Source organism: Taishania pollutisoli (genome assembly GCF_014518315.1).
In the GTDB taxonomy this organism is placed as follows: domain Bacteria; phylum Bacteroidota; class Bacteroidia; order Flavobacteriales_D; family Crocinitomicaceae; genus Taishania; species Taishania pollutisoli.
Genome location: NZ_JACVEL010000001.1, coordinates 71,858 through 94,822, shown reverse-complemented (window position 1 = coordinate 94,822; position 22,965 = coordinate 71,858). Strand labels below are relative to the sequence as shown.

The 22,965-nt window shown below is 40.3% G+C and carries 19 protein-coding genes and 1 other RNA gene; 12 read left to right on the top strand and 8 right to left on the bottom strand.

Features of this window, described 5'->3' with window-relative positions; translation table 11 throughout:
- Positions 1 to 7: 7 nt before the first annotated feature.
- Complete coding sequence (locus H9Y05_RS00425) at positions 8 to 793, bottom strand: PASTA domain-containing protein (protein ID WP_163492810.1); 786 nt, start codon at positions 791 to 793, stop codon at positions 8 to 10.
- 243 nt (positions 794 to 1,036) lie between these two features.
- On the opposite strand from H9Y05_RS00425, the gene secD reads away from it, so the two are divergent.
- Complete coding sequence (secD, locus tag H9Y05_RS00420) at positions 1,037 to 3,997, top strand: protein translocase subunit SecD (RefSeq protein WP_163492809.1); 2,961 nt, start codon at positions 1,037 to 1,039, stop codon at positions 3,995 to 3,997.
- Positions 3,998 to 4,514: 517 nt separating this feature from the next.
- Here secD and H9Y05_RS00415 read toward each other — a convergent pair.
- From H9Y05_RS00415 to H9Y05_RS00395, 5 genes are all read right to left on the bottom strand, one after another.
- Positions 4,515 to 4,913 carry an ExbD/TolR family protein gene (locus H9Y05_RS00415; protein WP_163492808.1) on the bottom strand — a complete coding sequence of 133 codons (399 nt, stop codon included), beginning with the start codon at positions 4,911 to 4,913 and terminating at the stop codon, positions 4,515 to 4,517.
- Positions 4,894 to 5,613 (bottom strand): MotA/TolQ/ExbB proton channel family protein, encoded by a 720-nt coding sequence (locus H9Y05_RS00410; RefSeq protein ID WP_216713473.1) that lies wholly within the window; start codon positions 5,611 to 5,613, stop codon positions 4,894 to 4,896. The genes H9Y05_RS00415 and H9Y05_RS00410 overlap by 20 nt, the downstream gene beginning before the upstream one ends.
- A 195-nt stretch (positions 5,614 to 5,808) precedes the next feature.
- Positions 5,809 to 7,212, bottom strand: coding sequence for a sugar transferase (locus H9Y05_RS00405; protein ID WP_163492807.1), 1,404 nt, complete (start codon positions 7,210 to 7,212; stop codon positions 5,809 to 5,811).
- Entirely contained in the window at positions 7,209 to 8,054 is an 846-nt protein-coding gene (locus H9Y05_RS00400) for a hypothetical protein (RefSeq protein ID WP_163492806.1), read from the bottom strand. The genes H9Y05_RS00405 and H9Y05_RS00400 overlap by 4 nt, the downstream gene beginning before the upstream one ends.
- A 95-nt stretch (positions 8,055 to 8,149) precedes the next feature.
- Entirely contained in the window at positions 8,150 to 9,145 is a 996-nt protein-coding gene (locus H9Y05_RS00395; protein WP_216713200.1) for a Gfo/Idh/MocA family protein, read from the bottom strand.
- A 366-nt stretch (positions 9,146 to 9,511) separates the two neighbouring features.
- Here H9Y05_RS00395 and H9Y05_RS00390 point away from each other — a divergent pair, with 366 nt between their 5' ends.
- The 3 genes from H9Y05_RS00390 to topA all read left to right on the top strand — a co-directional run bounded on the left by H9Y05_RS00390 (position 9,512) and on the right by topA (position 14,613).
- Positions 9,512 to 9,814 (top strand): hypothetical protein, encoded by a 303-nt coding sequence (locus tag H9Y05_RS00390; protein ID WP_163492804.1) that lies wholly within the window; start codon positions 9,512 to 9,514, stop codon positions 9,812 to 9,814.
- 7 nt (positions 9,815 to 9,821) lie between these two features.
- Positions 9,822 to 12,095, top strand: coding sequence for a T9SS-dependent choice-of-anchor J family protein (locus H9Y05_RS00385; protein ID WP_216713199.1), 2,274 nt, complete (start codon positions 9,822 to 9,824; stop codon positions 12,093 to 12,095).
- A gap of 181 nt (positions 12,096 to 12,276) precedes the next feature.
- Complete coding sequence (topA, locus tag H9Y05_RS00380) at positions 12,277 to 14,613, top strand: type I DNA topoisomerase (RefSeq protein ID WP_163492802.1); 2,337 nt, start codon at positions 12,277 to 12,279, stop codon at positions 14,611 to 14,613.
- A 150-nt stretch (positions 14,614 to 14,763) separates the two neighbouring features.
- Here topA and pth read toward each other — a convergent pair whose 3' ends face one another.
- The gene (gene pth / locus H9Y05_RS00375) at positions 14,764 to 15,327 is read right to left on the bottom strand and encodes an aminoacyl-tRNA hydrolase (protein WP_163492801.1); all 564 of its coding nucleotides are present in this window, start codon (positions 15,325 to 15,327) and stop codon (positions 14,764 to 14,766) included.
- 21 nt (positions 15,328 to 15,348) lie between these two features.
- A complete protein-coding gene (locus H9Y05_RS00370) occupies positions 15,349 to 15,609 on the bottom strand; it encodes a hypothetical protein (RefSeq protein ID WP_216713198.1) in 261 nt (86 codons plus the stop codon).
- A 141-nt stretch (positions 15,610 to 15,750) separates the two neighbouring features.
- Here H9Y05_RS00370 and ssrA point away from each other — a divergent pair.
- The 8 genes from ssrA (at position 15,751) to H9Y05_RS00330 (ending at position 22,941) form a co-directional block, all read left to right on the top strand.
- Positions 15,751 to 16,154, top strand: a transfer-messenger RNA (tmRNA) gene (ssrA, locus tag H9Y05_RS00365).
- Between the two features lie 430 nt (positions 16,155 to 16,584).
- A complete protein-coding gene (locus H9Y05_RS00360; protein ID WP_216713197.1) occupies positions 16,585 to 19,140 on the top strand; it encodes a hypothetical protein in 2,556 nt (851 codons plus the stop codon).
- A gap of 89 nt (positions 19,141 to 19,229) precedes the next feature.
- The gene (locus H9Y05_RS00355) at positions 19,230 to 20,225 is read left to right on the top strand and encodes a hypothetical protein (protein ID WP_216713196.1); all 996 of its coding nucleotides are present in this window, start codon (positions 19,230 to 19,232) and stop codon (positions 20,223 to 20,225) included.
- On the top strand, positions 20,204 to 20,818 hold the full coding sequence (locus H9Y05_RS00350) for a hypothetical protein (RefSeq protein ID WP_216713195.1): 615 nt from the start codon (positions 20,204 to 20,206) through the stop codon (positions 20,816 to 20,818). The genes H9Y05_RS00355 and H9Y05_RS00350 overlap by 22 nt, the downstream gene beginning before the upstream one ends.
- A 196-nt stretch (positions 20,819 to 21,014) precedes the next feature.
- Entirely contained in the window at positions 21,015 to 21,449 is a 435-nt protein-coding gene (locus H9Y05_RS00345) for a lipoprotein (protein ID WP_216713194.1), read from the top strand.
- Positions 21,450 to 21,680: 231 nt separating this feature from the next.
- Positions 21,681 to 22,040: a VOC family protein gene (locus H9Y05_RS00340; protein WP_216713193.1), complete on the top strand. Its 360-nt coding sequence runs from the start codon at positions 21,681 to 21,683 to the stop codon at positions 22,038 to 22,040.
- 6 nt (positions 22,041 to 22,046) lie between these two features.
- Entirely contained in the window at positions 22,047 to 22,478 is a 432-nt protein-coding gene (locus tag H9Y05_RS00335) for an EVE domain-containing protein (RefSeq protein ID WP_216713472.1), read from the top strand.
- A gap of 1 nt (position 22,479) precedes the next feature.
- Positions 22,480 to 22,941, top strand: coding sequence for a MarR family winged helix-turn-helix transcriptional regulator (locus tag H9Y05_RS00330; protein WP_216713192.1), 462 nt, complete (start codon positions 22,480 to 22,482; stop codon positions 22,939 to 22,941).
- The last annotated feature ends 24 nt before the right edge of the window (positions 22,942 to 22,965 follow it).

The window sequence follows — 22,965 nt, the reverse complement described above, 5'->3', positions numbered from 1 at the left end:
TTAAGTTTTACTTTGTTGCATGAACTGTTATGGTAGCACCTCCGGAGATAACACCTCCCTCAATGTATTCGGGACTTTGAGAGAAGACACGTGCTGAACAACTGTCGGCACTTGTCACACATCCGTCGCAAATCACTACCAAACTAACGTTCGGAACAACTGATAAACGGCTTTTTACATCACATATTGTCAGATCCATCAAATTCGGTGTAGGAATCTCTTCCCCAAGCGCACCTTTTCCTACAATTAATGTAATTGTTGAACCGATAGATACTTTTTCTTTCTCGTTGATTGTCTTGCCATTGTGCAACTGTTGGATAACGGCACCCGCAGCTTCCACGGAAGGTCTGTATTCGATTTTGAACTTCAAGCCCCTGCTCTTGAGAATGTTTTCGGCGAACCGCTGTGATTTATCGACACAGTTAGGTACTTCAACCAGTTGTGATTTTTTAGATACCTTCACCCGGATGATTCTTCCTTCTTTTACAAATACATCTGACTGTGTACTCGGAGCAGGATCCTGAAATATGATTGTTCCGTCAGCCTGGGAAGGATCGTATACGCTTTCAGATATTTCGTATTGCAACCCCAGGTTTTCAACAATGGAAGGCAGTTGTTTCTGGTTTTTTCCGATCAGGTTGGGGACAGCGATTTTCTTTCCGTGATCCGTATAACTATCCAGGTAAATGTTCAGAACAAATATGATCACAATATACGTCAGTATCAATAATCCCAGGTTGATCAGGAATTTTTTGGTAAAGAAGAAATTTTTGAATTTCGCGCCTAAACTCATAGTTTATCAAATGTGTAAATGGAAACAAAGATACTATTTCTGATTCTAAATCAAATAGGTGATCAGATATATTTGTTGAACGGGAATTAGAGGATGATTGCAATACACCGATTTACAAATCCCGGGAATTGTTTTTAACAGTTTATTTCTAATTGTTTATTTTTTTTTGTTCTGATTGTCTATTTCACGCTTGGAAATTCTATATTTGCGACTTTGTAAATAATTTAAACGAAAACAACCAATATGCGAAATAGAGGATTTTTCTGGTTTTTAACGATACTTTTAGTCGTTATTTCAGTGTATCAAGTTTCATTTACTTTTGTCTCCAACTCTGTTGAAAAGAAGGTAGAAAAGGAAGTTGAGAATGAGCTTGGCGATTACAAAGAATTGGCAAGCAAGACCGGAGATACGATTGTCATTGATGGTATTTTAATTGATTTCAGAAAACCGGAAGGTGAAGAAAACGCCCGCACTGCTCTGATCAATAAGAAATTGAAAGAAAAAGGAGACGCGCCTGTTTATCCGGTGTTGGGATCTTCTTTCTCGACGGTTAAAAAACGTTCAATGGCATTTGGACTTGACCTGGTAGGAGGGATGTCCGTTACGATGGAAATCAACATTCCTGAAATGGTGAAAAACTTCGCGAGAAGCGAACGCGATTCCAAATTCAGAAAAGCATTTGATGCGGCAATGGGTGAATACACTGTAAAAGGTGGTGATTTTATCAAGATTTTCTCTCAAAAGCACAAACAAATCAACAAGAATGTTCCATTGGTATCCTTGTTTTCGCTTGTTGATAATGAAGAGTTAAATATCAAATCGACAGATGAAGAGGTGGTGAAATTCCTCAATGACCGTGTGAAATCATCTATGAACGGAATTGAAGAAATCATTGATCGTCGTGTCAATCAGTTTGGTGTATCGCAGCCAAATATCCAGAAAGATGAGCAAAACAACCGTTTGTATGTAGAACTTCCGGGAGTTCAGGACGAAAAGACAGTAGCAGAGCAGTTGCAGTCAACAGCAAACCTGCAGTTCTTTGAAACGTATACCGGACAAGAAATTGCCAGAAACTGGGCGGATGCGGTAACGCTTTCCACGCAGAAAGAAGCGGCAGTGGTTGAAGAAACAGATACAACAGCGACAGGAGATTCTACAGCGACACTTTCGTTGGATAACCTGGGAGATTTGAGCAACACAGGAACGAAAGGATTGGGCGAACTGGTGGTTCCGGTAGGAGAAAATCCGTTCATGGCATTTGCTACGATTGAAGACCGTACATTGGTTGACCAAATCCTTGCCCGCAACGACATCCGTCAAACATTCCCGGAAGACCTGAAATTTATGTGGTCTTCTGATCCGGAAGCGCTGGAGAAAAAACCAGGGTATTTCCTATATGCAATTAAAGTGCCTGCAAGCGGTAAAGCTCGTGTAGGAGGAAAAGATATTCAGAAAGCGACTCCGGATGTAAACGACAGAGGACAACGTACAGTGAATCTGCGTATGACAACAGAAGGATCTGAAAAATGGGCTTTGATGACCAGTGAGAACGTTGGAAAAGCAGTTGCGATCACAATGGATAATATTGTATACAGCGCACCGGTTGTTCAAAATGCAATTACACAGGGGAATACAGAAATCACAGGGAATTTCTCATTTGAAGAAGCAACAAAATTTGCAGGCTTATTGAATGGAGGTGCACTTCCTGCACCATGTGTTATCAAAGAGCAGGTAAAAGTAGGGCCGACTGTAGGAGCTGAGAACGCACGTTCAAGTATGATCTCATTCGCGGTTTCTTTATTGGTGGTGTTGCTATATGTCATTTTCTACTACGGTAAAGCGGGACGTGTTGCAAGTATCGTATTGATCGCGAACGTTGTTTTTATCTTCGGTACACTTGCTTCTTTTGGGGCGGTATTGACACTGGCTGGTATTGCCGGAATCGTATTGTCATTCGCTATGGCGATTGATGCCAATGTCCTGATTTACGAACGTGTCCGGGAAGAATTGTCCGCCGGGAAAGACCAGGCGACAGCTATCAACGAAGGATTCCGCAAGTCATTGAACCCGATTATTGATGCCAACGTAACATCATTATTGACTGCAATCGTATTGAAATTGCTGGGATCCGGACCAATCGAATCGTTTGCAATCACATTGATCATCGGTATCTTTACATCTGTGTTCTCTGCATTGGTGATTACTAAATTGATTTTTGACATTCAGATGAGAAGAGGTAAAACGATCTCGTTCGATATCAAAATGACAAAAGATGCCTTTAAGAATGTAAACATTGATTTTGCAGGGAAGAGAAAAACATTCTACATCGTTTCCGGATTGGTAGTTGCTGCATCGTTGGGAGCATTGTTCACAAAAGGATTGAATCCAAGTGTGGAATTCTCTGGTGGTCGTACATATGTCGTGAAGTTTGATGAGTCCATTAAAGGTGATCTGAATCAGTTGGAGCAAAACATCAGAAAATCATTCAACTCTTCCGAAGCGTCTATTGTTTTAAAAACAAAAAATAACTCGTATAACGTTGAGATTGTTACCAATTACTTGTTGGGGAATGAATCTGCAAACGGTCAGGTTGTTAATAAACTGGAAGATGCATTCAAGGCAGGAAAAGATAAGTGGGGAGGTTACAAGATTATGGAGTCGAGAACAGTATCTCCGACAATCTCAGAAGAGTTGACGCGTTCTTCTATCTGGGCGGTTGTTGCTTCACTGGCAATCATGTTCGGATACATCTTTTTCCGATTCGGAAAATGGCAATATTCAGTTGGTGCAGTAGCTTCACTGGCATTTACTGTAGTAGTCATTCTTGGTATTTTCTCTGTATTCAATGGAATTCTTCCGTTCAATATGGATGTTGACCAGGCATTTATCGCAGCGATCCTGACAGTAGTTGGTTATGGAATCAATGACACGGTCGTTGTATTTGACCGTATTCGTGAAAACCTGGGGTATGGAAACCAGGTGATCAATACGAAAGAGATTAACCTGGCATTGAACTCTACATTATCCAGAACATTTAACACGGGAGCGAGTGTGATCTTTGTGTTGTTGATCATGTTGTTCTTCGGAGGTTCTCCGATCAGAGGATTTATCTTCGCACAGTTGATAGGTGTCATTGTCGGAACATACGCGTCTATTTTTATCGCAACTCCGGTATTAATTGACCTTTCTAAAAAAGAGAAATAAGATCAGATTGAATTTTATATAGGAAAAGGCCATTCAACGAAGAATGGCCTTTTCTTGTTTTGGAGCCGCCCTAAACAATCAGAGAATCCGTTTTGTCACAGATGAACAGACAGAAGAGTTGCGTAGTAAATAAACATTTACCGCCTGTGTAAATTGATGGTTCAGTGAGACAATAAATCAAATATGGCAGATCTTGTAAAATGGCTATAACGATACATGACAGCCCAATTTATTTGTTGTTTGAATTGCTGCATTTAGAAAAGCTCTTTGTTCTTTCAATTGATTTTCTGATCGGAGAATAAAAATGCGTATGGGAACAACAAAAAAAAAAGCCTTTCCAGAAGACGACAGGCATTCGATCGTTGCTTTTGTGAGAGGATTACCCCTTGATCGGGATAAATGCTTGTGGGGTCATGTAAATCGTGATTAAAGGCGGAGCGGAGTGTATAAAAAAACCGGCGAAGAAATCTCCACCGGTCTCGGGTATATATATCTGTTTTTGTTAGCTGTAATAACCTTATTTTGTGATATCGGCCGCAATCACGAATTTTAAATCATTCCTTGTTCCGATTTGCAGCACGTCGATCAGGTTTTGTACTTCCATGTCGTATGGAATTCGTACCACAACGGTTGTGTTTCCCAGTTCCGCTGTCTTTGTAAGTAATACGCTTTCCAGATCTTCGAATGCCACTGGTTCTTTGTCGATGAAAAAACCTTCGTCTTTCGTAACGGAAAGTGTCAGATGCTTCTGGGATGTCTTTTCCGGAGCATCCGCCTTTGGCAAATCCATCTTGATTACGTTCGGGTTTGCCAGTGTTGAAATGATCAAAAAGAACAGCAATAAGAAGAACATGATGTCACTTAATGCATCTTTTGCGATCTCAACGTGGAATCGTTTATTTCGTCTTATCGCCATGGTTTGGTCGTTGAATAATATTAACAAAATCCATATTTACTTTCTGCACATTCAGCGTATAGTTGTCAATGATTCCATTCAATATGTGGTAAATGGCAAATGCAATAATACCTACTGTCAGACCTGCTCCACTGGCAATCATTTTTTCATACAAACCGGCAGAAATGTTCCCGATGCTTACGTTCTCAGTGATGGAAATACTGTAGAAAATTTTGATTACCCCTGAAATTGTACCCACGAATCCTAACGTCGGAGCGAGTCCGGCAATCATTCCGAGGTGTCCGAGGTTCTTTTCCATTTTACCGATTTCAATGTTGGTGGCTTTCTCCATATTCGATTCGATTTCGGAAACCGGACGGCCAATTGTTTGTACCCCTTCTTTGATCACATTTCCATAAGCCGTTTTGTCACGGGAAACAGTCGAAAGTGCATTTTCAACATTCCCCTGCACCAGGTTACTGCGCATGTCGCTTAGTAAAGAAGCGTCGAAACGCGTTACTCTTCGAATGTACAGGAATTTTTCGATCCCGACGGAGATTGTATAAAACAACAATAAAACGATTGGAATTAGAAATACCCCTCCTTTCAACAAGAATTCGATCGCAGAAATTTCTTTAATTTTTGGTTGTGATACCGTTTCAGCTACAGGAGCTCCTGTTTCCACCTGTGCAACGACAGTTCCTACAACAAACAATGCCATAGCAAGAATGGCGAATTTCGTTCTAATTTTCATTTTTATACAATTTAACACGATAAAATTAATTGTTCTTCCACCTCTTTTTTTTAAAGTGGGTAGAACATTTCAAACATGGATTGTTAACAACGTTAATTAACGAAGAAATTAATTGAAAAAGTATAAGTGACCTGTTATTTTTTGTGAAACGGGAGTCTGAAGTTATTTTCCTTTGGCTTTCACAATGATGAGAACGGTGTAAAGCATGATTTTAAAATCCAGTGCCAGTGTGCGGTTCTTCATGTACAATAAGTCAAATTTCATGCGTTGCAGCATCTGGTCCACATTTTCAGCATAACCGTACTTTACCTGCCCCCAGGAAGTTATTCCGGGCCGTACTTTTGTCAATTGAAGGAATTGTGGTTCGACAACAATAATCTGGTCGATGAAAAATTGACGTTCCGGTCGTGGTCCTACCAGTGACATGTCGCCCTTGAGTACGTTGAAAAATTGTGGCAATTCATCCAGCCGTAATTTGCGCATGACCCGCCCTACAGGTGTGATCCTCGGGTCGTGTGTTGAGGACAGCTGAGGGCCGCTTTTTTCGGCTCCGGTATACATGGTTCTGAACTTGATGATTTTGAACGGAACCCCATTTTTACCAATGCGTTCCTGCAAAAATAAAACCGGACCCGGTGAAGAAAATTTCACCAGGATGGCGAGCGTTATGTAGACGGGAATAAGAACGACAATTGCAAGTATAGAGCAGACAACATCGATGAACCGTTTAATCACACGCTGCCAGACAGGCATTACTTCTGCGTTTACTTCAATGAGCAAAGCCCCGAAGATATTACTCATCTTAACCGATCCGGAAAGAATGTCATACATATCCGGAAGAATATTGATCTTCAGGTCGCTGCCCTCCATGCGTACAATCAGGTTCCGGATGCGGTCGTGTTCTTTGCTTTCCAGCGCGATGATCACTTCTTCGATCTGATTCTGGCGAATAATTACTTCCAGCTCGTCGTCTGCTTTTCCCAGGTAGGGGAGTTTGTCTTCCAGCAAGCGGTCTGTTCCGTTCAGATTGACGAATCCGACTAACAAATGACCGCTGCTTTTTTTCATTTGCTGCAATTCTGAAACAATTTCAACTGCTTTTTCATTGCCTCCGATGACCAATGTCCGGAATCCTTTCTCCCGGCGATGAATCTTCTTTACGAGTCTGCTGACAAAAAACAAGCGCGCGAATACAAAATAAACAAAATGAATACCGTACAGCCAGAACAGCGATTGATAAAGCAACAGGTGGTCGTCGACTTCATCGTCCAGTAACAGGAAGAAAAACAGAACGACTGTTCCGAAAAGGGAGCCGAAAAACGTTAGGCCGACCACTTTCATCCGGTGGAGCCTCCTTACGTCAATATACGTTCCCTGCAATGCAAAAATAATCAGCCAGAAAATTGGCACAATTGCCAGTCCCGGATAGTAAGATGATCCAACTGAAAACCCTGTTTCTTCGATATAGACTTTGCGAACGTAATAAAAACTTGCCCATGCCGCAAGTGCGACAAGCCAGTCCAGGATAATTAGTAATATAGCCAGTTTAGACTTAGAAAAACTCATCGATACACAATCTTGATGTTGTCAATAAGTACGGTTGAATTGGATTGTCCTTCCGGTAATGAAAATTCAAAACCTGACCAGAACAGGTATCCGCCGGAATTGGCGACCAGTTCCGTCAGTTCAATGTATACTTTTTTCCATCCGGCATTTGCAGTAGTTACGGTGATGTTGTATTGTTCGGTAATGGTTCCGTCTGCTTTTCCGTACATAAAGAGCGTTTTGAGCGGAGCGGTGTTATTGCATTCAAATTCCAGGTAAATCTGCGATCCGATAGGAAATGAAAGAGGTTCATTGGTATAAGCTGTCCAGACACTTTGCGTGGAATTGACATCAATTTTGTAATAGAGATTGCTGTTGTTTTCGTCGCTTACCACCTGCGCGCTCGCAGTGGAATTTGATCCTTGATCCAGTTTAATGTTTCCCCCCTGAAAATCCTCGATCCAGAAAGTGGTTCCTGTCATATAGCGGGTTACCGGATTGACTGTAACCGTTTCGTCTGTTTTTAATTCTACGGTTTGTTCGTAGGCTTCCGTGAACGGATAATTTTTCTTTGTTGCTGAAATTCCGTTATTGAGAATCGTCGGATATACCCGGATGGTTGACTGACCGGTCACCAAAACAGGAATTTTACACGGTAATTCAAACGTTCCGATAAATTTATCATTGATATACACCCATCCGTTTGTAAATCCGTTAAGCGCTAATTCTCCTTCCGTTAACTGAGGATTGGACTCAACAGTAAATTTATTGATTTCAACCCAGGAAGGGTTCGGATTGTTTTTAATACAACCTGAAAAGAACAAACAGCTTCCAATTATTAATAGTAGAAATATTCTATTCATATAAGGTATTGTTAAACGTAATGTCACCATGTATTATTGTGCCTGCCATATGGATAGAAGTAAATAATCATCATTTCTCCGGCATTGCTGATCCATCAGATGTTTGAAACCAGTGAGGTGGAGAGCTTTAATTTCTCTAAAATCTGATGAGCAACATCCAATGCATGGTATCCATCCTCTAAAGAAACGATTGGAGTTGTATTTTGGTTGATCGCATCCGCAAATGTTTTTAATTCTTGCTGAATGGCATTGCTTTCTCCCAGGTGTGGTTTGTCGAAAAAAATCTTCTTTACAGGCTTTCCGTTCCCCATGTCAAAGACAATGTCAAACGGCCCGGGCTCATCTTCCATGTTTTCCATTCGTACCACCTCAAGTTCTTTGGTGAGGAAGTCGACACTGATGTATGCGTCTTTTTGGAAGAACCTGGATTTGCGCATGTTTTTCATTGAAATCCGGCTGGCTGTAAGATTGGCCACACAGCCATTATCAAATTCAATCCGGGCATTGGTAATGTCGGGTGTATCACTCACAACTGCGACTCCGGATGCTGAAATTCGTTTGATTCCCGATTTAACAACGCTCAGGATAATGTCCAGATCGTGGATCATCAGGTCTAATACAACCGGGACATCCGTACCCCGGGGATTAAACTGTGCCAACCGGTGTGTTTCGATAAACATCGGACGGTTCAGATAAGGTACGGCTGCTGCAAAGGCAGGATTGAACCGCTCAACGTGTCCCACCTGTACCTTTACACCTGCTTCTAATGCCAGGTTCATTAGCGATTTGGCCTCTTCAACAGTTTCCGTTACCGGTTTTTCTACAAACACATGCTTGGTTTTTCGGATGGCAAGACTTGCACACTCGTAATGCGTAATAGTGGGTGTTACAATATCGATGCAATCAACAGCATCAATCAACTGTTCCATTGAGTCAAAACGTTGAACACCATATTGTTCTTCCGCTGACCGTGCATTTTCATCGGAAGGATCGTAAAATCCAACCAGTTCAAAGTCAGTGGTTAATTCTTTTATGAGCCGAATGTGTATTTTCCCTAAATGGCCTGCTCCCAGTACACCAATCTTAAGCATAAGTTTATGTATTTCTGCAAAAATAGAAAGGGAAACGGGATACTTTGAAGTGACGGACGGTATTTTATCAACAATCATACACACAGAATTTCTTTTTTGAATGAAATAACGATATACGAATGTGGTGTTTTCCCATGCACTCTTTATTGTGAGATGCGAACAAACAAATGCAGGGGTAGAAGTTTGATTCTTAGGAAAAAAAAGAGAAGGAGCAGCGGTTAATAATGGGTGTTTTTTGTATGACTGATTTGTAAATTTTCATTTAAATACTGTTTATTTTCAGAGCAGACTCTTATTTGATAATTATTTTAAGTGATTGACTATAAAATAACTATACATTTGCGAGACTAACAAATTATGAAATCTATGCGTAAACACATCTTACTATTCGCTGTTACCTGCTTTGTTGGGTTAACGTCCTATTCTCAGGGGAACACGGACCTGAAAGGTCAAATTACCCAAAAAGAAACTGAATTAGCAAATGCTGCAAACAGTTCCCGCCAGGTAAACACTACCATTAAAGCTGAATTAAATAAGCTTTACATTGAGTACAAATCCGAATTGGAGACTCAATTGAAATCTATCACCGACGAGGTTCTTCTGGCACGTAAAAAAGAAGAGCTGGAAGTAATCAACAACAAAATTGAAAACTATTCACAACAAAAGTAAACAACGTATGAAAAGAAAACTACTATTCGGACTTGTCTTGTCCGCAAGTCTGTCGATGCCTTTTACGGGAAATTCACAGGCATTTACCGAAAATTTTGATAACATCACTACACTTACCGGAAGCGGCTGGTTTCAGCAAAATAACAGTTCCCCGGTAGGGACCAATCCCGTTTGGTTTCAGGGAAATCCACCTTCTACAGGTGGGCCGTTTATCGCATATAACGGAGCTGATAATGCGTACATCGCGTGTAACTTCAATAGTACAGCCGGGGGGTCAGGGACCATTAGTAACTGGTTAGTGACTCCTAACAGAACGTTCAGAAACGGAGATGTCATTACATTTTACACCCGTAAATACGATATTGGTCAGGATTATCCGGATCGCATGGAAGTGCGTTTGAGCGCAAATGGTGCCAGTACAAATGTTGGTACCGGGGCTACGGCGGTCGGAGACTTTACAACGCTTTTGACCAGTATAAATCCATCGTTGATTGTTGGCGGTTATCCGAGACAATGGACTTTGTATACGATTACTATTTCCGGTCTTCCTGCCCCGACCTCTGGTCGTATTGCGTTTCGCTATTTTGTAACCGGTGCGGGACCTACAGGAACCAATTCAGATTACATTGGACTTGACAACGTTGTGTATACACCGTATACATGTCCCGCATTTACCATGACAGCAGGAGGTGCACTTACCGGTGGTGTTGCAGGAAGTGCTTACAGCAATACATTGACACAAACAGGAGCGCTGGGTGCACCTAACTTTGCGGTCACAATGGGAGCATTACCTCCGGGACTTACGTTGGCTGCAAACGGAACCATTTCAGGTACTCCGACAGCGACGGGAACATTTAATTTCACGGCAACAGTAAATGATGCAAGTGGCTGTTCAGGATCACAAAGTTATTCAATTACTGTAGTCTGCCCGGCCAATCCGATCTCGATTGCTGCTTTTCCTGCGTTGTGCTCAAATGATGTGTCATACACACTTACTCAGGGCTCTCCTGTCGGTGGTACATATTCCGGAACGGGTGTTTCTTCCGGCCAATTTGATCCTGCTGTCGGTACGCAGACAATTACGTACGATTACACGGATCCGTATGGATGCGCACATTCCGGTAACGCACCTATCACTGTTAATAACGCACCTGTTGTAGATGCGGGAGCAGATCAAATTGTATGTGACGGAGATGCTGTTACGTTGAACGGGTCCGGTGCGAATTCATATATGTGGGACAACAGTGTAACGAATGGAGTGGCATTTACTCCTGCTGTAGGAACAGTGGTGTATACGGTTACAGGTACAGATGCAAACGGATGTATGAATACGGACGATGTAAGTGTAACGGTTAATGCGCTTCCTGTTGTAGATGGGGGTGCGGATCAGACAGTATGCGAAGGAACTGCTGTTACGTTGAGCGGGTCCGGTGCGGATTCATACATGTGGGATAACAGTGTAACGGACGGAGTGGCATTTACTCCTGCTGCCGGAACAATGTCATACACGGTTACGGGTACAGATGTAAACGGATGTATGAATACGGACGATGTAAGTGTAACGGTTAACGCGCTTCCTGTAGTGAATGCGGGAGCAGACCAAACAGTGTGTGCCGGAGATGACGTAACACTAAGCGGATCCGGTGCCGATTCGTATGGGTGGGATAACAGTATAACAGATGGTGTTGCCTTTACTCCTGCTGTAGGAACAGTAGTGTATACGGTTACAGGTACAGATGCAAACGGATGTACGAATACGGACGATGTAAGTGTAACGGTTAATCCGATCCCGACAGTTACATTTGCAGCTCTTGCAAATGCGTGTGTGACACATGCACCCATTACTTTGACACAAGGGATGCCTGCAGGGGGGACTTATTCAGGAGCGGGAGTTTCCGGAGGAAGCTTTAATCCTGCTACTGCGGGAGTGGGTACTCACACGATCACTTATACGGTGATCCAAAGTGGATGCGAAGGTACGGCTCAATCATCAATAACAGTAGACGCTTGTTTGGGAATTCAATCTGAAAGTGTTCAAACACTGAGTATTTTCCCGAATCCGGCAACCTCCGAATTAAATGTTGTATTTGAAAATACATCTGCAACGGATGTCAGAGTGGTGATGGAAACAATGGATGGAAAAGTTGTTTATCAGACAGCGGCGAAAGCATTGTCTGTATTCAATGATACAATCAATGTTTCAGATTTTTCCAATGGTATTTATTTTATCCGGATTGAATCAGGTGCCGTATCACTGGTGCAGCGCGTCATTCTGAATTAAAAGCAATAACCCGCTATTTTGAAAGAGATCGTCTTCGGATGATCTCTTTTTTTATGTGGGTACATGGGTAACAACGAGTGTGATAATTGCTTTTATAGTCCGGGTAATTCAGAAAAATTGCAATTAAAAAATATTTATGATTAATTTCGCGAAATCCAATTCGCATTAATTCGTTCTTCATATGGCAAAAAATTTAGTAATCGTCGAGTCTCCGGCAAAAGCAAAAACAATAGAAGGTTACCTGGGAAAAGATTTTTTAGTGAAATCAAGTTTCGGACATGTTAGGGATTTGGCGAAGAAAGGATTAGCGATTGACATTGAAAACGATTTTTTGCCCTCTTATGAGGTTTCTTCCGACAAGAAAAATGTCGTTTCCGAATTAAAAAAATTAGTAAAAGAAGCGGAAGTTGTCTGGCTCGCTACCGATGAGGACCGCGAGGGAGAGGCTATTTCATGGCACTTGTACGAAACACTCGGATTGAAGAAAAAAGAAACGAAGCGAATTACATTCAACGAAATTACAAAGACAGCGATCTTAAAAGCCATTGAGAATCCGCGTGAGATTAACCAGGAATTGGTAAATGCACAGCAGGCGCGCCGCGTACTGGATCGTCTGGTTGGGTTTGAATTGTCCCCGGTACTTTGGAAAAAAGTACGGCCGAGTTTGTCTGCCGGAAGGGTACAGTCCGTTGCGGTAAAATTGATTGTTGAAAAAGAAAAAGAAATAGATGCATTCAAGGTGTCTTCGTTTTACCGGGTGAATGGAAATTTCACTGCCAAAAATGGTAAACTGAAAGCAGAATTATCTTCTCAACTCAAGGATGAAAAGCAGGTAGAAGAATTCTTGCAAAAAAGCAAGGATGCCGCATTCGGGATCACGGATGTTCAGAAAAAACCGGCAACGAAAAAACCGGCAGCTCCGTTTACGACATCTACCTTGCAGCAGGAAGCGAGTTTAAAGCTGGGATTCTCCGTGTCGAGAACCATGTCCGTTGCACAGCGTTTGTACGAATCCGGGCACATTACCTATATGAGAACGGATTCCGTAAATTTGTCTGATACAGCGATCAATGGTGCGAAAGCCGAAGTTGTGAAAAGCTATGGAGCCCAGTACTCCAATCCGATGCAATACAAAACCAAGTCTTCCGGAGCACAGGAGGCGCACGAAGCCATCCGTCCGACTGATTTTTCAGTCCATTCCATCGATATGGGGCGCGACGAAGACCGCTTGTATGATTTAATCTGGAAGCGTTCGATTGCTTCGCAAATGAGTCAGGCAGAATTGGAGCGAACAACCATTACCATTGAAGCGCCGGGACTGAGTCACCATTTCCAGGCAAAAGGAGAAGTGATTAAGTTTGATGGTTTCCTGCGTGTTTACATCGAATCTTCTGTGGATGACGAGGAAGAAGACGAACAAACAGAAGGATTGTTGCCAGCAGTAGAAAAAGGAGAGTCTCTGAAAACGGATACAATCATCGCTACACAGCGTTTTACACGACCTCCGGCACGGTATGTGGAAGCTTCACTGGTGAAAAAATTAGAAGAATTGGGTATCGGACGACCTTCTACCTATGCACCGACCATTTCCACGATCCAAAAACGCGGATATGTGGAAAAACGCGAGCGGGAAGGAGAAGAGCGTAGGTATACTGTGTATGAATTAAAGAACGGGGCGATTACTTCTTCCGAAAAGACGGAAGTAACCGGCCGTGATAAAAATAAATTGTCTCCTACGGATATCGGGGTAGTGGTAACAGACTTCCTGGAAGATCACTTTGCAAAGATCATGGATTACCATTTTACGGCAGAAGTAGAGGAGAAGTTCGACAGAATTGCACAAGGATTGACGGAGTGGACGAAAATGATCCACGATTTTTATAATCCGTTCCATGCCAACGTAGAGGATACACTTGAACATTCTGATAGGGCTACAGGTGAACGGGAGTTGGGTGTACATCCTGACAGTGGCAAGAAAATCATTGCCCGCATCGGTCGTTTCGGACCAATGATCCAAATCGGTGATGAGCAGACAGATGGTGAAAAGCCACAGTTTGCATCCTTGCGCGGAGAGCAGTCGATTAATTCCATTACATTGGAAGAAGCGTTGGAATTGTTTAAGCTGCCAAGGACTCTGGGAGAATTTGAAGGGCAGGTTGTCAAAGCGAATGTCGGAAGATTCGGTCCATATATTCAGCACGGAAAGATTTTTGCGTCCATCCCGAAAGGAGAAGACCCGATGACGGTGACTTACGATCGAGCTGTTGAAATTCTAAAAGAAAAACAAGAAGCAGATGCCAATAAAATTATCAAAATCTTTTCAGAGGATGAGAATGTCCAGTTGCTGAACGGGCGTTGGGGAGCTTATTTGAAAATCGGGAAAAACAACTACAAACTACCCAAAAATGTGGCGCCTGAAAAACTGACGTATGAAGAGTGTATTGAAATCAGTCAGAATCAGGAAAAGCCGAAAACGAAAGGCAGGGCAACAAAAACAACAAAAGCGAAGAAGAAATAAAAACGGTAATCGGTTATAGAAGATGAAAGAAAAGTCGGATGAATTACATTCGGCTTTCTTTTTTTAATTTACGTTGATTTAATATTGAATACTGAATAGGGGCAATTTGTCATACCATCAACCGGTCAACAAGTCAAATGGTCATCATCCTTACTTATTATTCCAATTCGTCATGGTTAATCCCAATCCGACGGTTGTAAAGCCTTTGATGAATTCTGTGGCGACGGAAATGCGTTCTTCGAGGGTCTTTTTTTCTTCTTCCGACCATTCTCCCAACACATAATCCGCTTGTTGTCCTTTGTGAAAGTCGCTGCCTACTCCAAAACGAAGACGTGCGTATTCCTGTGATTTTACTACTGCTTGTATGTCTTTCAGTCCGTTATGTCCGCCGTCGCTTCCTTTTCCTTTCATGCGCAATTTACCAAATGGCAGTGCAATGTCATCGGTAATCACCAGGATGTTTTCCAACGGAATTTTTTCAGCCTGCATCCAGTAATTGACCGCTTTTCCGGATAAGTTCATGAAAGTAGTCGGCTTGATCAGTACGATTGTTCTTCCCTTGAATTTTGCGTGTGCAACATCTGCTGTTTTGTCGGACTTGAATGTGCTTCCCTGTTCCTTTACAAAAGCTTCAACAACTTTAAAACCGATATTGTGACGCGTTTCGGCATATTTATCTCCCGGATTTCCCAATCCGACAATCAGGTATTTCATGTTGTGGTCAAATGAATGAGATTAATTAGCAGCCTGGGAAGGTTTTGAAAACAGGCTTTTCACGAATCGAACCAGACGTTTTCTGAAAACGATCAACAGGATGATGTACGGCATACACATCAATAATAAAATTCCTTTGTTGATGTTGGTTGCAAAAGACGCTTCTCCTGCTTCTGTCGATTGTTCGGATAACAATTTACACTGGGAACATCCTTGTCCGTAAGCAACGTCAAGTACAAGTACCCCCAAGATTACAACCAGTAAAATAACACGCTTATTCATGGGACAAAATTACGCATTATTTCCATTCACAACTTGTTTCCGGACGTTTAAATTGTTAAAAGAAGAATGTATAAATTTTGTTTTTTTATGGTTAAAAACGTCCATTCCTGCCTGATAATGCTTAACTTTGCAGTAATACATGGGGTCGTATTGGATTTGACAGCGAATGCGACGACTGAGTGTAAGCATGTCGAGCGTTGTGGTGTAGCTCGTTAATCTCATGTCTCAAACAATAAATGACAACACGTCATACGCACTTGCTGCTTAATTAACGGAATGTTAGTAGAGCTTAATCCAGCTGAAGTTTAGTAAGCCGGACAAGTACCTTCTCCCACGCCTCGGCTTGATAGGCAGGGAATCCGGAGGTTCATCACTTTCAAGCTGGCACCAAATCGACCTCGGAGGCGGTGTGAGATCTTAGAGGTTAAGCATTGTTCTGGGTGTTCCTGTCCGCTTCAATGTCGAAAACTAATCAGGAAATAAGCATGTAGAAAGCTTGGAAGTTCTTTGTTTGGACGAGGGTTCGAACCCCTCCGACTCCACGAAAAGAAAAAAGCATTCAGCGTTAGTTGGATGCTTTTTTCTTTTTGTCCCTCAATACTCGCTCTCACACTCATTCTTTCTGAACTTTTTTCTTTTTGCAGAGCGAGAATGGAGAGTGAGAGAAGAGTGTGAAGTCCTGGCTCAGGAAAAGCATTTTTGAATAAGCGGTTTTTTTATGATTGTTTCTCCTATTCTTTTAAAATGTTTTATCTGGCCGATGTCTGAAAAAACATCCCGACTTTCTAAATTAGAAATAATCAGAAGCGCATTTTTAGTTCCGATTATTAACTTTTATGTCTAAATGACCAGGTGTTTCTACCTGAATTTCTTGTTTTTGTGAAAAAAAGCCTTCTGTTTTTTGCTTATTTACATGTTTGTAGATAACATTGAAAAACTAATTTTTTCATCTAATCACAATAAAACCTGAAAACTATGGAAATAGAAGAGCCAGCGAAGGCACCTAAAATTACTACGAATCTGTTTAGCTTTAAAACATTTCGTTCCCCTGACAAGATTGCTTACAATGAGAGAAACCAATTTTTCATTTCTCATCCTGACCTTACACAAGGGACTTTTAATGAAGCTTTTCTTTTAGACACAGCTGAGAAAAATAAGACAAAACAAGAGGGAGTTATAAAGGGGCTTAAACCGGTCAGACATTACAAAGAAATCAGAGCAATGAATACTGATTTTTATGATTATTCTTGTCTGTTGATGGAGCAAAGAAGAAATGACAGCTCCAGACCGCCATTTGATGTGAAGCCTCCCGAACCATTATCGAGAGATCATTATTTAAGCATATGGAATGAATTATTCATCCAAATTGTTACCCAACAATCTTCAGCGGTAAGACAGACTTGTTTGCAACTGATTATTACGCAATTTTACATCGAAAACAGAAAAAGACTTACCATAGGTGATATTTCAAAATTAACTGTTGTTATTCCCGATATTTTAATTGATTGGCTCAGAAGGCGAAGATATGCCAAGTGCGGAGGAGAATTATTTGGTGTTCACAATCTTGGAATACAAGAATACCGAAGAGTTGAGCAGACTTTATGTTGTTATGTGCCGGGAGAGATCTCTCATATTGAAAATATAATGGCCAGAGAGTACAAGGAAAAGAGTACGCGTAATTTATTAAGAACAGAAAGCACTACCGAGATAACAAATGAAACAGAGATTGAAAACCTCAATGATACAACTACTGCTGAAAGAAATGAATTAAGTTCAGAAACAGCAAAAGAGTTGCAAAAAGACAAGTCATTTGATATCAGCGGTTCTGTAACAGTTTCAAAAGATTCAAAGATTTTTGGAAGTATTTCTGCAAATGTAAGCACGGGTTACAATAACAGCAGTTCCTCCGCACTTTCTAATACGGAAGCGAAGAATTATGCAAAAGAAGTTACAGAAAGAGCTTTGGAAAGAGTTGTTCAAAGGACATCTGAGAAGCGAACTTTCAAAATGATAAAGGAATTTGAGGAAAATAATAAGCACGGTTTTGACAACAGAGGCGGAAAACAACATGTCACAGGTGTGTATCGTTGGGTGGACAAAATATATGACAACCAGCTTGTAAACTATGGAAAGCGTCTTGTGTTGGAAATAGAGGTTCCGCATCCTGCGCAATTGTATAAAAAGGCAATGGAATGGGAAAACAAAAAGAAAGCTGATGAACAAACGGTATTGACTCCTCCGAAAACCCTGTCCGAATTCGGAATAGATCGTGCGGATGATATAGATAGCGACAATGCTCAAAATGCGGCTACTGCCTACGGAGTAACGATACAAAATTACGAATCACAAACACAATATCTCAATGTAGATATTCCGGTAACAGAAGTAGAGAATAAAAGTTCCTCCCAAAGTCAGACGCTAAACAGCATTCTCATTCCTGACGGATTCGTAGCAGAACGGATTGACGGAGTGGGTTCATTTAATTATAAAACTACCACGGGTACAGCATACATAGAATTTAAGTTCAGTGGCTATGTAACGCATCAGGGAGATTACAAAGACAAAGGGCAAAAAAACTTTGATTATCATTTTCTTTTAAATCCGAACCTGGCGGGATCTATTTCAGTAGTTGTTGCATACAGAAGAACGAACAGCTATAGCGGTTCATTAAAAGTTAAATGTGTGTCAGACCCGCGATTGATCACTGAATGGCAACAAGACACTTTAGCGACTTTACAGGCTGCCTACCAAAAGAAATTAGACGAATACAACGAAGAATTAAAATTACAGCAAGCGGCTACACAAGCAGAAGCAGATCAGGAAAAAAGCGAAGATTACAGTAATTCAGCAATTAATCGTTTGATTGAAGAAAGGGAACTGAAAAGAGCCTCTATTGAAATGATGAGCAAGCCGTATTGTTATGATATGGGTATTGGTTTCACCAATTGTCAAACATATACTTGCAAATCAACCTGTGACGAAGAAGAGCTGAAAGCAACGATTCCTGTAATTATCCAAAATCAGGCATTGGAAAATTATGCGGGTTTCATCAAATTCTTTGAAACAGCTTTCCAATGGGAAATCTTAAGTTATATCTTTTATCCATATTATTACAATGAGAAGTGCCGTTGGTATGAATTGTTACAGACGAAAAATGCAGATCCGATTTTTGAAGCTTTCCTGCAAAGCGGTATGGCTAAAGTATTAGTACCAATCCGCCCACAATTTGAAAAATCAGTTTTATGGTATCTGGAAACCGGAGAAATATCTCCGGAATGTGATGTAGTGCCTGAAACAGCAGATAATCGTTACGAATCCCTTTTGAAAGATTTGGGGAATCAGGATGAAGTGACTGTAGAAGGAAAATGGAAAACAAGAATTCCATCGACGCTTACAATAATCCAGGCTAAATCCACGTATTTTGAAGATGAAAAAGGACTGCCTTGTTGTGATGGAGATACAACATCATTTGGAAGTGACGACCGTGTCTTGGAAGCAAAAGAAGATAAGCCTGAACCAGAAGGAGAATAAAGGATTTATTTTCATTTAATAAGCATACGGAGGGCGGTTTTACTGCTCTCCAAATGTTTATTCGTTTAAAAATCATTAAATTGTAAGGCATGGCAGATGAATATTGGAAAAATAGTCCATTCGGGGAAAGCAGTTTATTTTCTCCTGCTTTTGATGAAAAGCAAAAGTCAGAACTGGTAAAAAGAGAGCAAATTGAAAGCGCTCCTATAATAACTATTAAATGTACGGGTAAAGAAAGACTGAAAATTAAAACTGATTGTATTGTTAGTATTAATTTTATCGTAGGTGGTACGGATAATAACTGGTTTGGTTTTGAACATTATTTAAAGTTAAGTTCTGATGACAAAAACTTAAAAATCTATGACGATGATTTTGATGTTGATAATGGATGGACATTTATTACGAACATTAGTAACTCTAAAGTAGGTTCGTCCAATCTACATATTAAATCTGCAAACAATTCAGTTACTACATTTAATTTTGACTTTGTAAATGAAAAAAGTGTTTTTAACAGAAAAGCGAAAGATACGTTACTTGCAGAAAACGAAAAATTGGTTGGTGAAGATAAAATTTGTTTTCGGGTGGCGGATAAGGAATTATCGGCATTGTTGAATGACAGTTCTTTGATTCTGAAAAATTATTCAGGCTTGTCTGGTTTTTCAAGAATGGATGCTTACCAGCAAAAAGGATATGTTTATAAAAGCAAACTGTTTAGTCAAGGTGAAATATGGAAAAGGGATACAGAAGGAAATTATAAACTCAAACCATATGCTTTTGCAGCAGGCCAATCAAAATGCTTTTCTAACTTTATTAAAGAAACGATGCCTTGTATGGGAATACATGTATATCACTTCATTTTACTTAATGGATATCATGTATTAGTTTTAATTGTAGACAATACGAATAATTGCGATCATAAATTCAAAATTATTGATCAATTAAAATTTAGGGAATGGGATTCCCTGTCCAATTTAGATAACGAAATGTTAACAATGACGAGAAACAATTACGAAGGTGCTTGTGATGCATCAAGTAGATACGATATTAATTCATCTGTCAATCTATGCAAGATAAAAGTAAAATAATTTTATTAACGATTTTAGGAGTGGGTATTATTGTGTTTAATTCATGTAAAAACAATAATCAAAAGGAAGAATCCTATTATAGGTATTATTCAACATCGTCAGATCGTATTATTTCATATAAGAATCCCAATATAGTACATTATAAGGATAATTTATACTTTATCGGTGATACCATATATATAGGTGTACCTTTAGTTGAAGATGTTCTAAAAAACAATAAAATATTCTCCGAAAGAAAAGGTATTTGTTTGATAAACCCGGCGGAATATAATCTATCAATTGACACGTCATCCTATAGGTTTATTATCGAAGAGTTAATTGCTTCTGATATCAATCATGTAATTGCATTTCCCAAAGGGAAATATAAGCTGCCATTTATTGAAATTTTAAAATTAAATCCCGATAGACTAAGTTTAATTGATAACAGTAAGACATATATTAAAGATGATAGTTTAGTGTATTGTATCCCTACAAATACTTATATAAAAGTAAATCCTGGTGAATTTCATACAATTTATAATGAAAATGTAGAATATGGGAAATATGAAAATATTATTTACTACTTAGATACCCCTATTGATACTCTGAAGTAAAGGAGCTGAAAACAACTCACGCAGCACAACTTATTGTTTCGGAGGGACGTGTAAAAGAGGGGGAGCCGAATGAAACCGCTGTTAAACAATTTTGTCGCATACGCGGAATGAAGTTGTCGGAAGACTGAAAGAAATCAGGGATAACTATTATTAATCATTGATTATCTGTAAATTGGTGGTCGAAAAACACGTAATTATGAAAAAAATATTGGTTATATTATTGGCAATAGTGGTATTCACTGGCTGTAATAAAGAAGAGCAAATCGAAAAAAATTTATGGAAAAAAGGAGGTGAGTGGGAGGTCAGTTCATGGACAAGCTGGAGTGACGGAACTAAAACGGAACACATCGGAACAGATGTCCTATCGGTTTTATTTTCTTTTAACGAAGCTAATGAAGCAACCGTCGTTATCAATGGTGGCTCAGGAGATGCTTATACGTATAAAATGAAATACTACAACACGGAAAGTGAGTTAAAATTGATCGATGTAATAGATTCGCAAACGGGAGAAATGGAATATCCATCTATTTTTTACTCCATGGAATGGAAAAAAAATAATCTGGACCTTAGAACTACGGGCGGTTTTGCAGGCGGAGATACAGAAACATTGATTTTACAGAAGAAACTATAAATTACATTCCGGCAATTTATACGTCTTTTGATCTGAAAATATTTAGCAGTAAGATCGGGGACTAATCTGTTGTTAAAACATTGATGTCAGCGTTTCTTTTACACATATTCCCGGCGCATCTACTGAGAAAACCGCCCGATTTTAAAACCAGGCAAAAGTTAAAAATGTACAATTGATTTCATTTTGTTGTTGCATATATTATATTTGCGACAACAAAATAAAATAGATCTCATGAAACAATTGACATTTGCATCCCTTCAAGTGAACGATTTGGAAGCATCAAAGGAATTCTATACCCGGAAATTAGGGTTTGAAATTGGCGATAGAAACTCGCAAGCTTATATTTTTAAGTACAATCAGGGAGAAGCAAGTTTTGCTATCCGGACACCGCTCGAACCAATTGATGGAAGAGAACCGGGAATCGGTGTGGCGCTTTGGTTTGCGGTGAATGACAACGTGGATGAATTGAAAGCGCAATTCATTTCAAACGGAGTAACTACAGCCGGACCAATCATTGAAACACCTTTTGGAAGAGCATTCCATGTGAAAGATCTGGATGGGTACAAACTCACTTTTTTGGAAACGAAGTAACCGATGATCATTGAGCGAGGAATAAAATATTGGGTAATCGTAGCGTCAAAAGACCATGTGAAAGCAGGAATTACCGCGGGTATTGCCCAGGCTTGCCATGGAAAAGTTGCGCCGCTAAAACGCATGCGGAAAGGCGATTTTGTGCTTTTCTATTCGGGGAAACAGACGATGGGGAAACCGGATAAATGCCAGGAGTTCACAGCGATCGGAGAAGTGAAAAATGAAGACACGTATGCGTTCCAAATGACGCCGGATTTCTGCCCTTCCCGAAGAGATATAGCATTTTTTAAGCACCGTGATGTTTCGATTTTGCCATTAATTAACGAATTGGAATTCATTCGGGACAAACAAAAATGGGGATATCCGTTTCGGTTTGGTTTTTTTGAGATCAACCAACACGATTTTGATGTAATTTCGACAAAAATGCTTCAGGAATAACATGGCTGAAAAAATAGAATTTAAGTTTAAAAGTCCTGAGGATAGTCCGGGCTATCTTTTGGGGCAACTGACCTTGTTGTGGCAACGCAAACAAAAAAGAGTACTGGATCCGTTAAACCTGACACAGACACAATTTGTATTGTTGGCGGCATTGGGTTGGTTGTCGCGGGAGAATGACAACGTTACACAAGTCGACATCGCAAATCAGGGAAACGCAGACAGAATGATGGTTTCCAAAGTACTTCGTACCTTGGAGGAGAAACAATTTATCAGCAGGCAGGAACATCCAACCGACACGAGAGCCAAGGTGATTAAATTGACAGAAGCAGGTGCTAACGTATTGCAAACGGCATTGACAGCAGTAGAAAATGCAGATATTGATTTCTTTTCGGTCTTAGGGAACCATTTACCACTGTTTAATCAGAGTATGGTTCATTTAACCAAACAAAATAAAGAAGAATAGAATTATTCCTGGTTCGTAATTCAG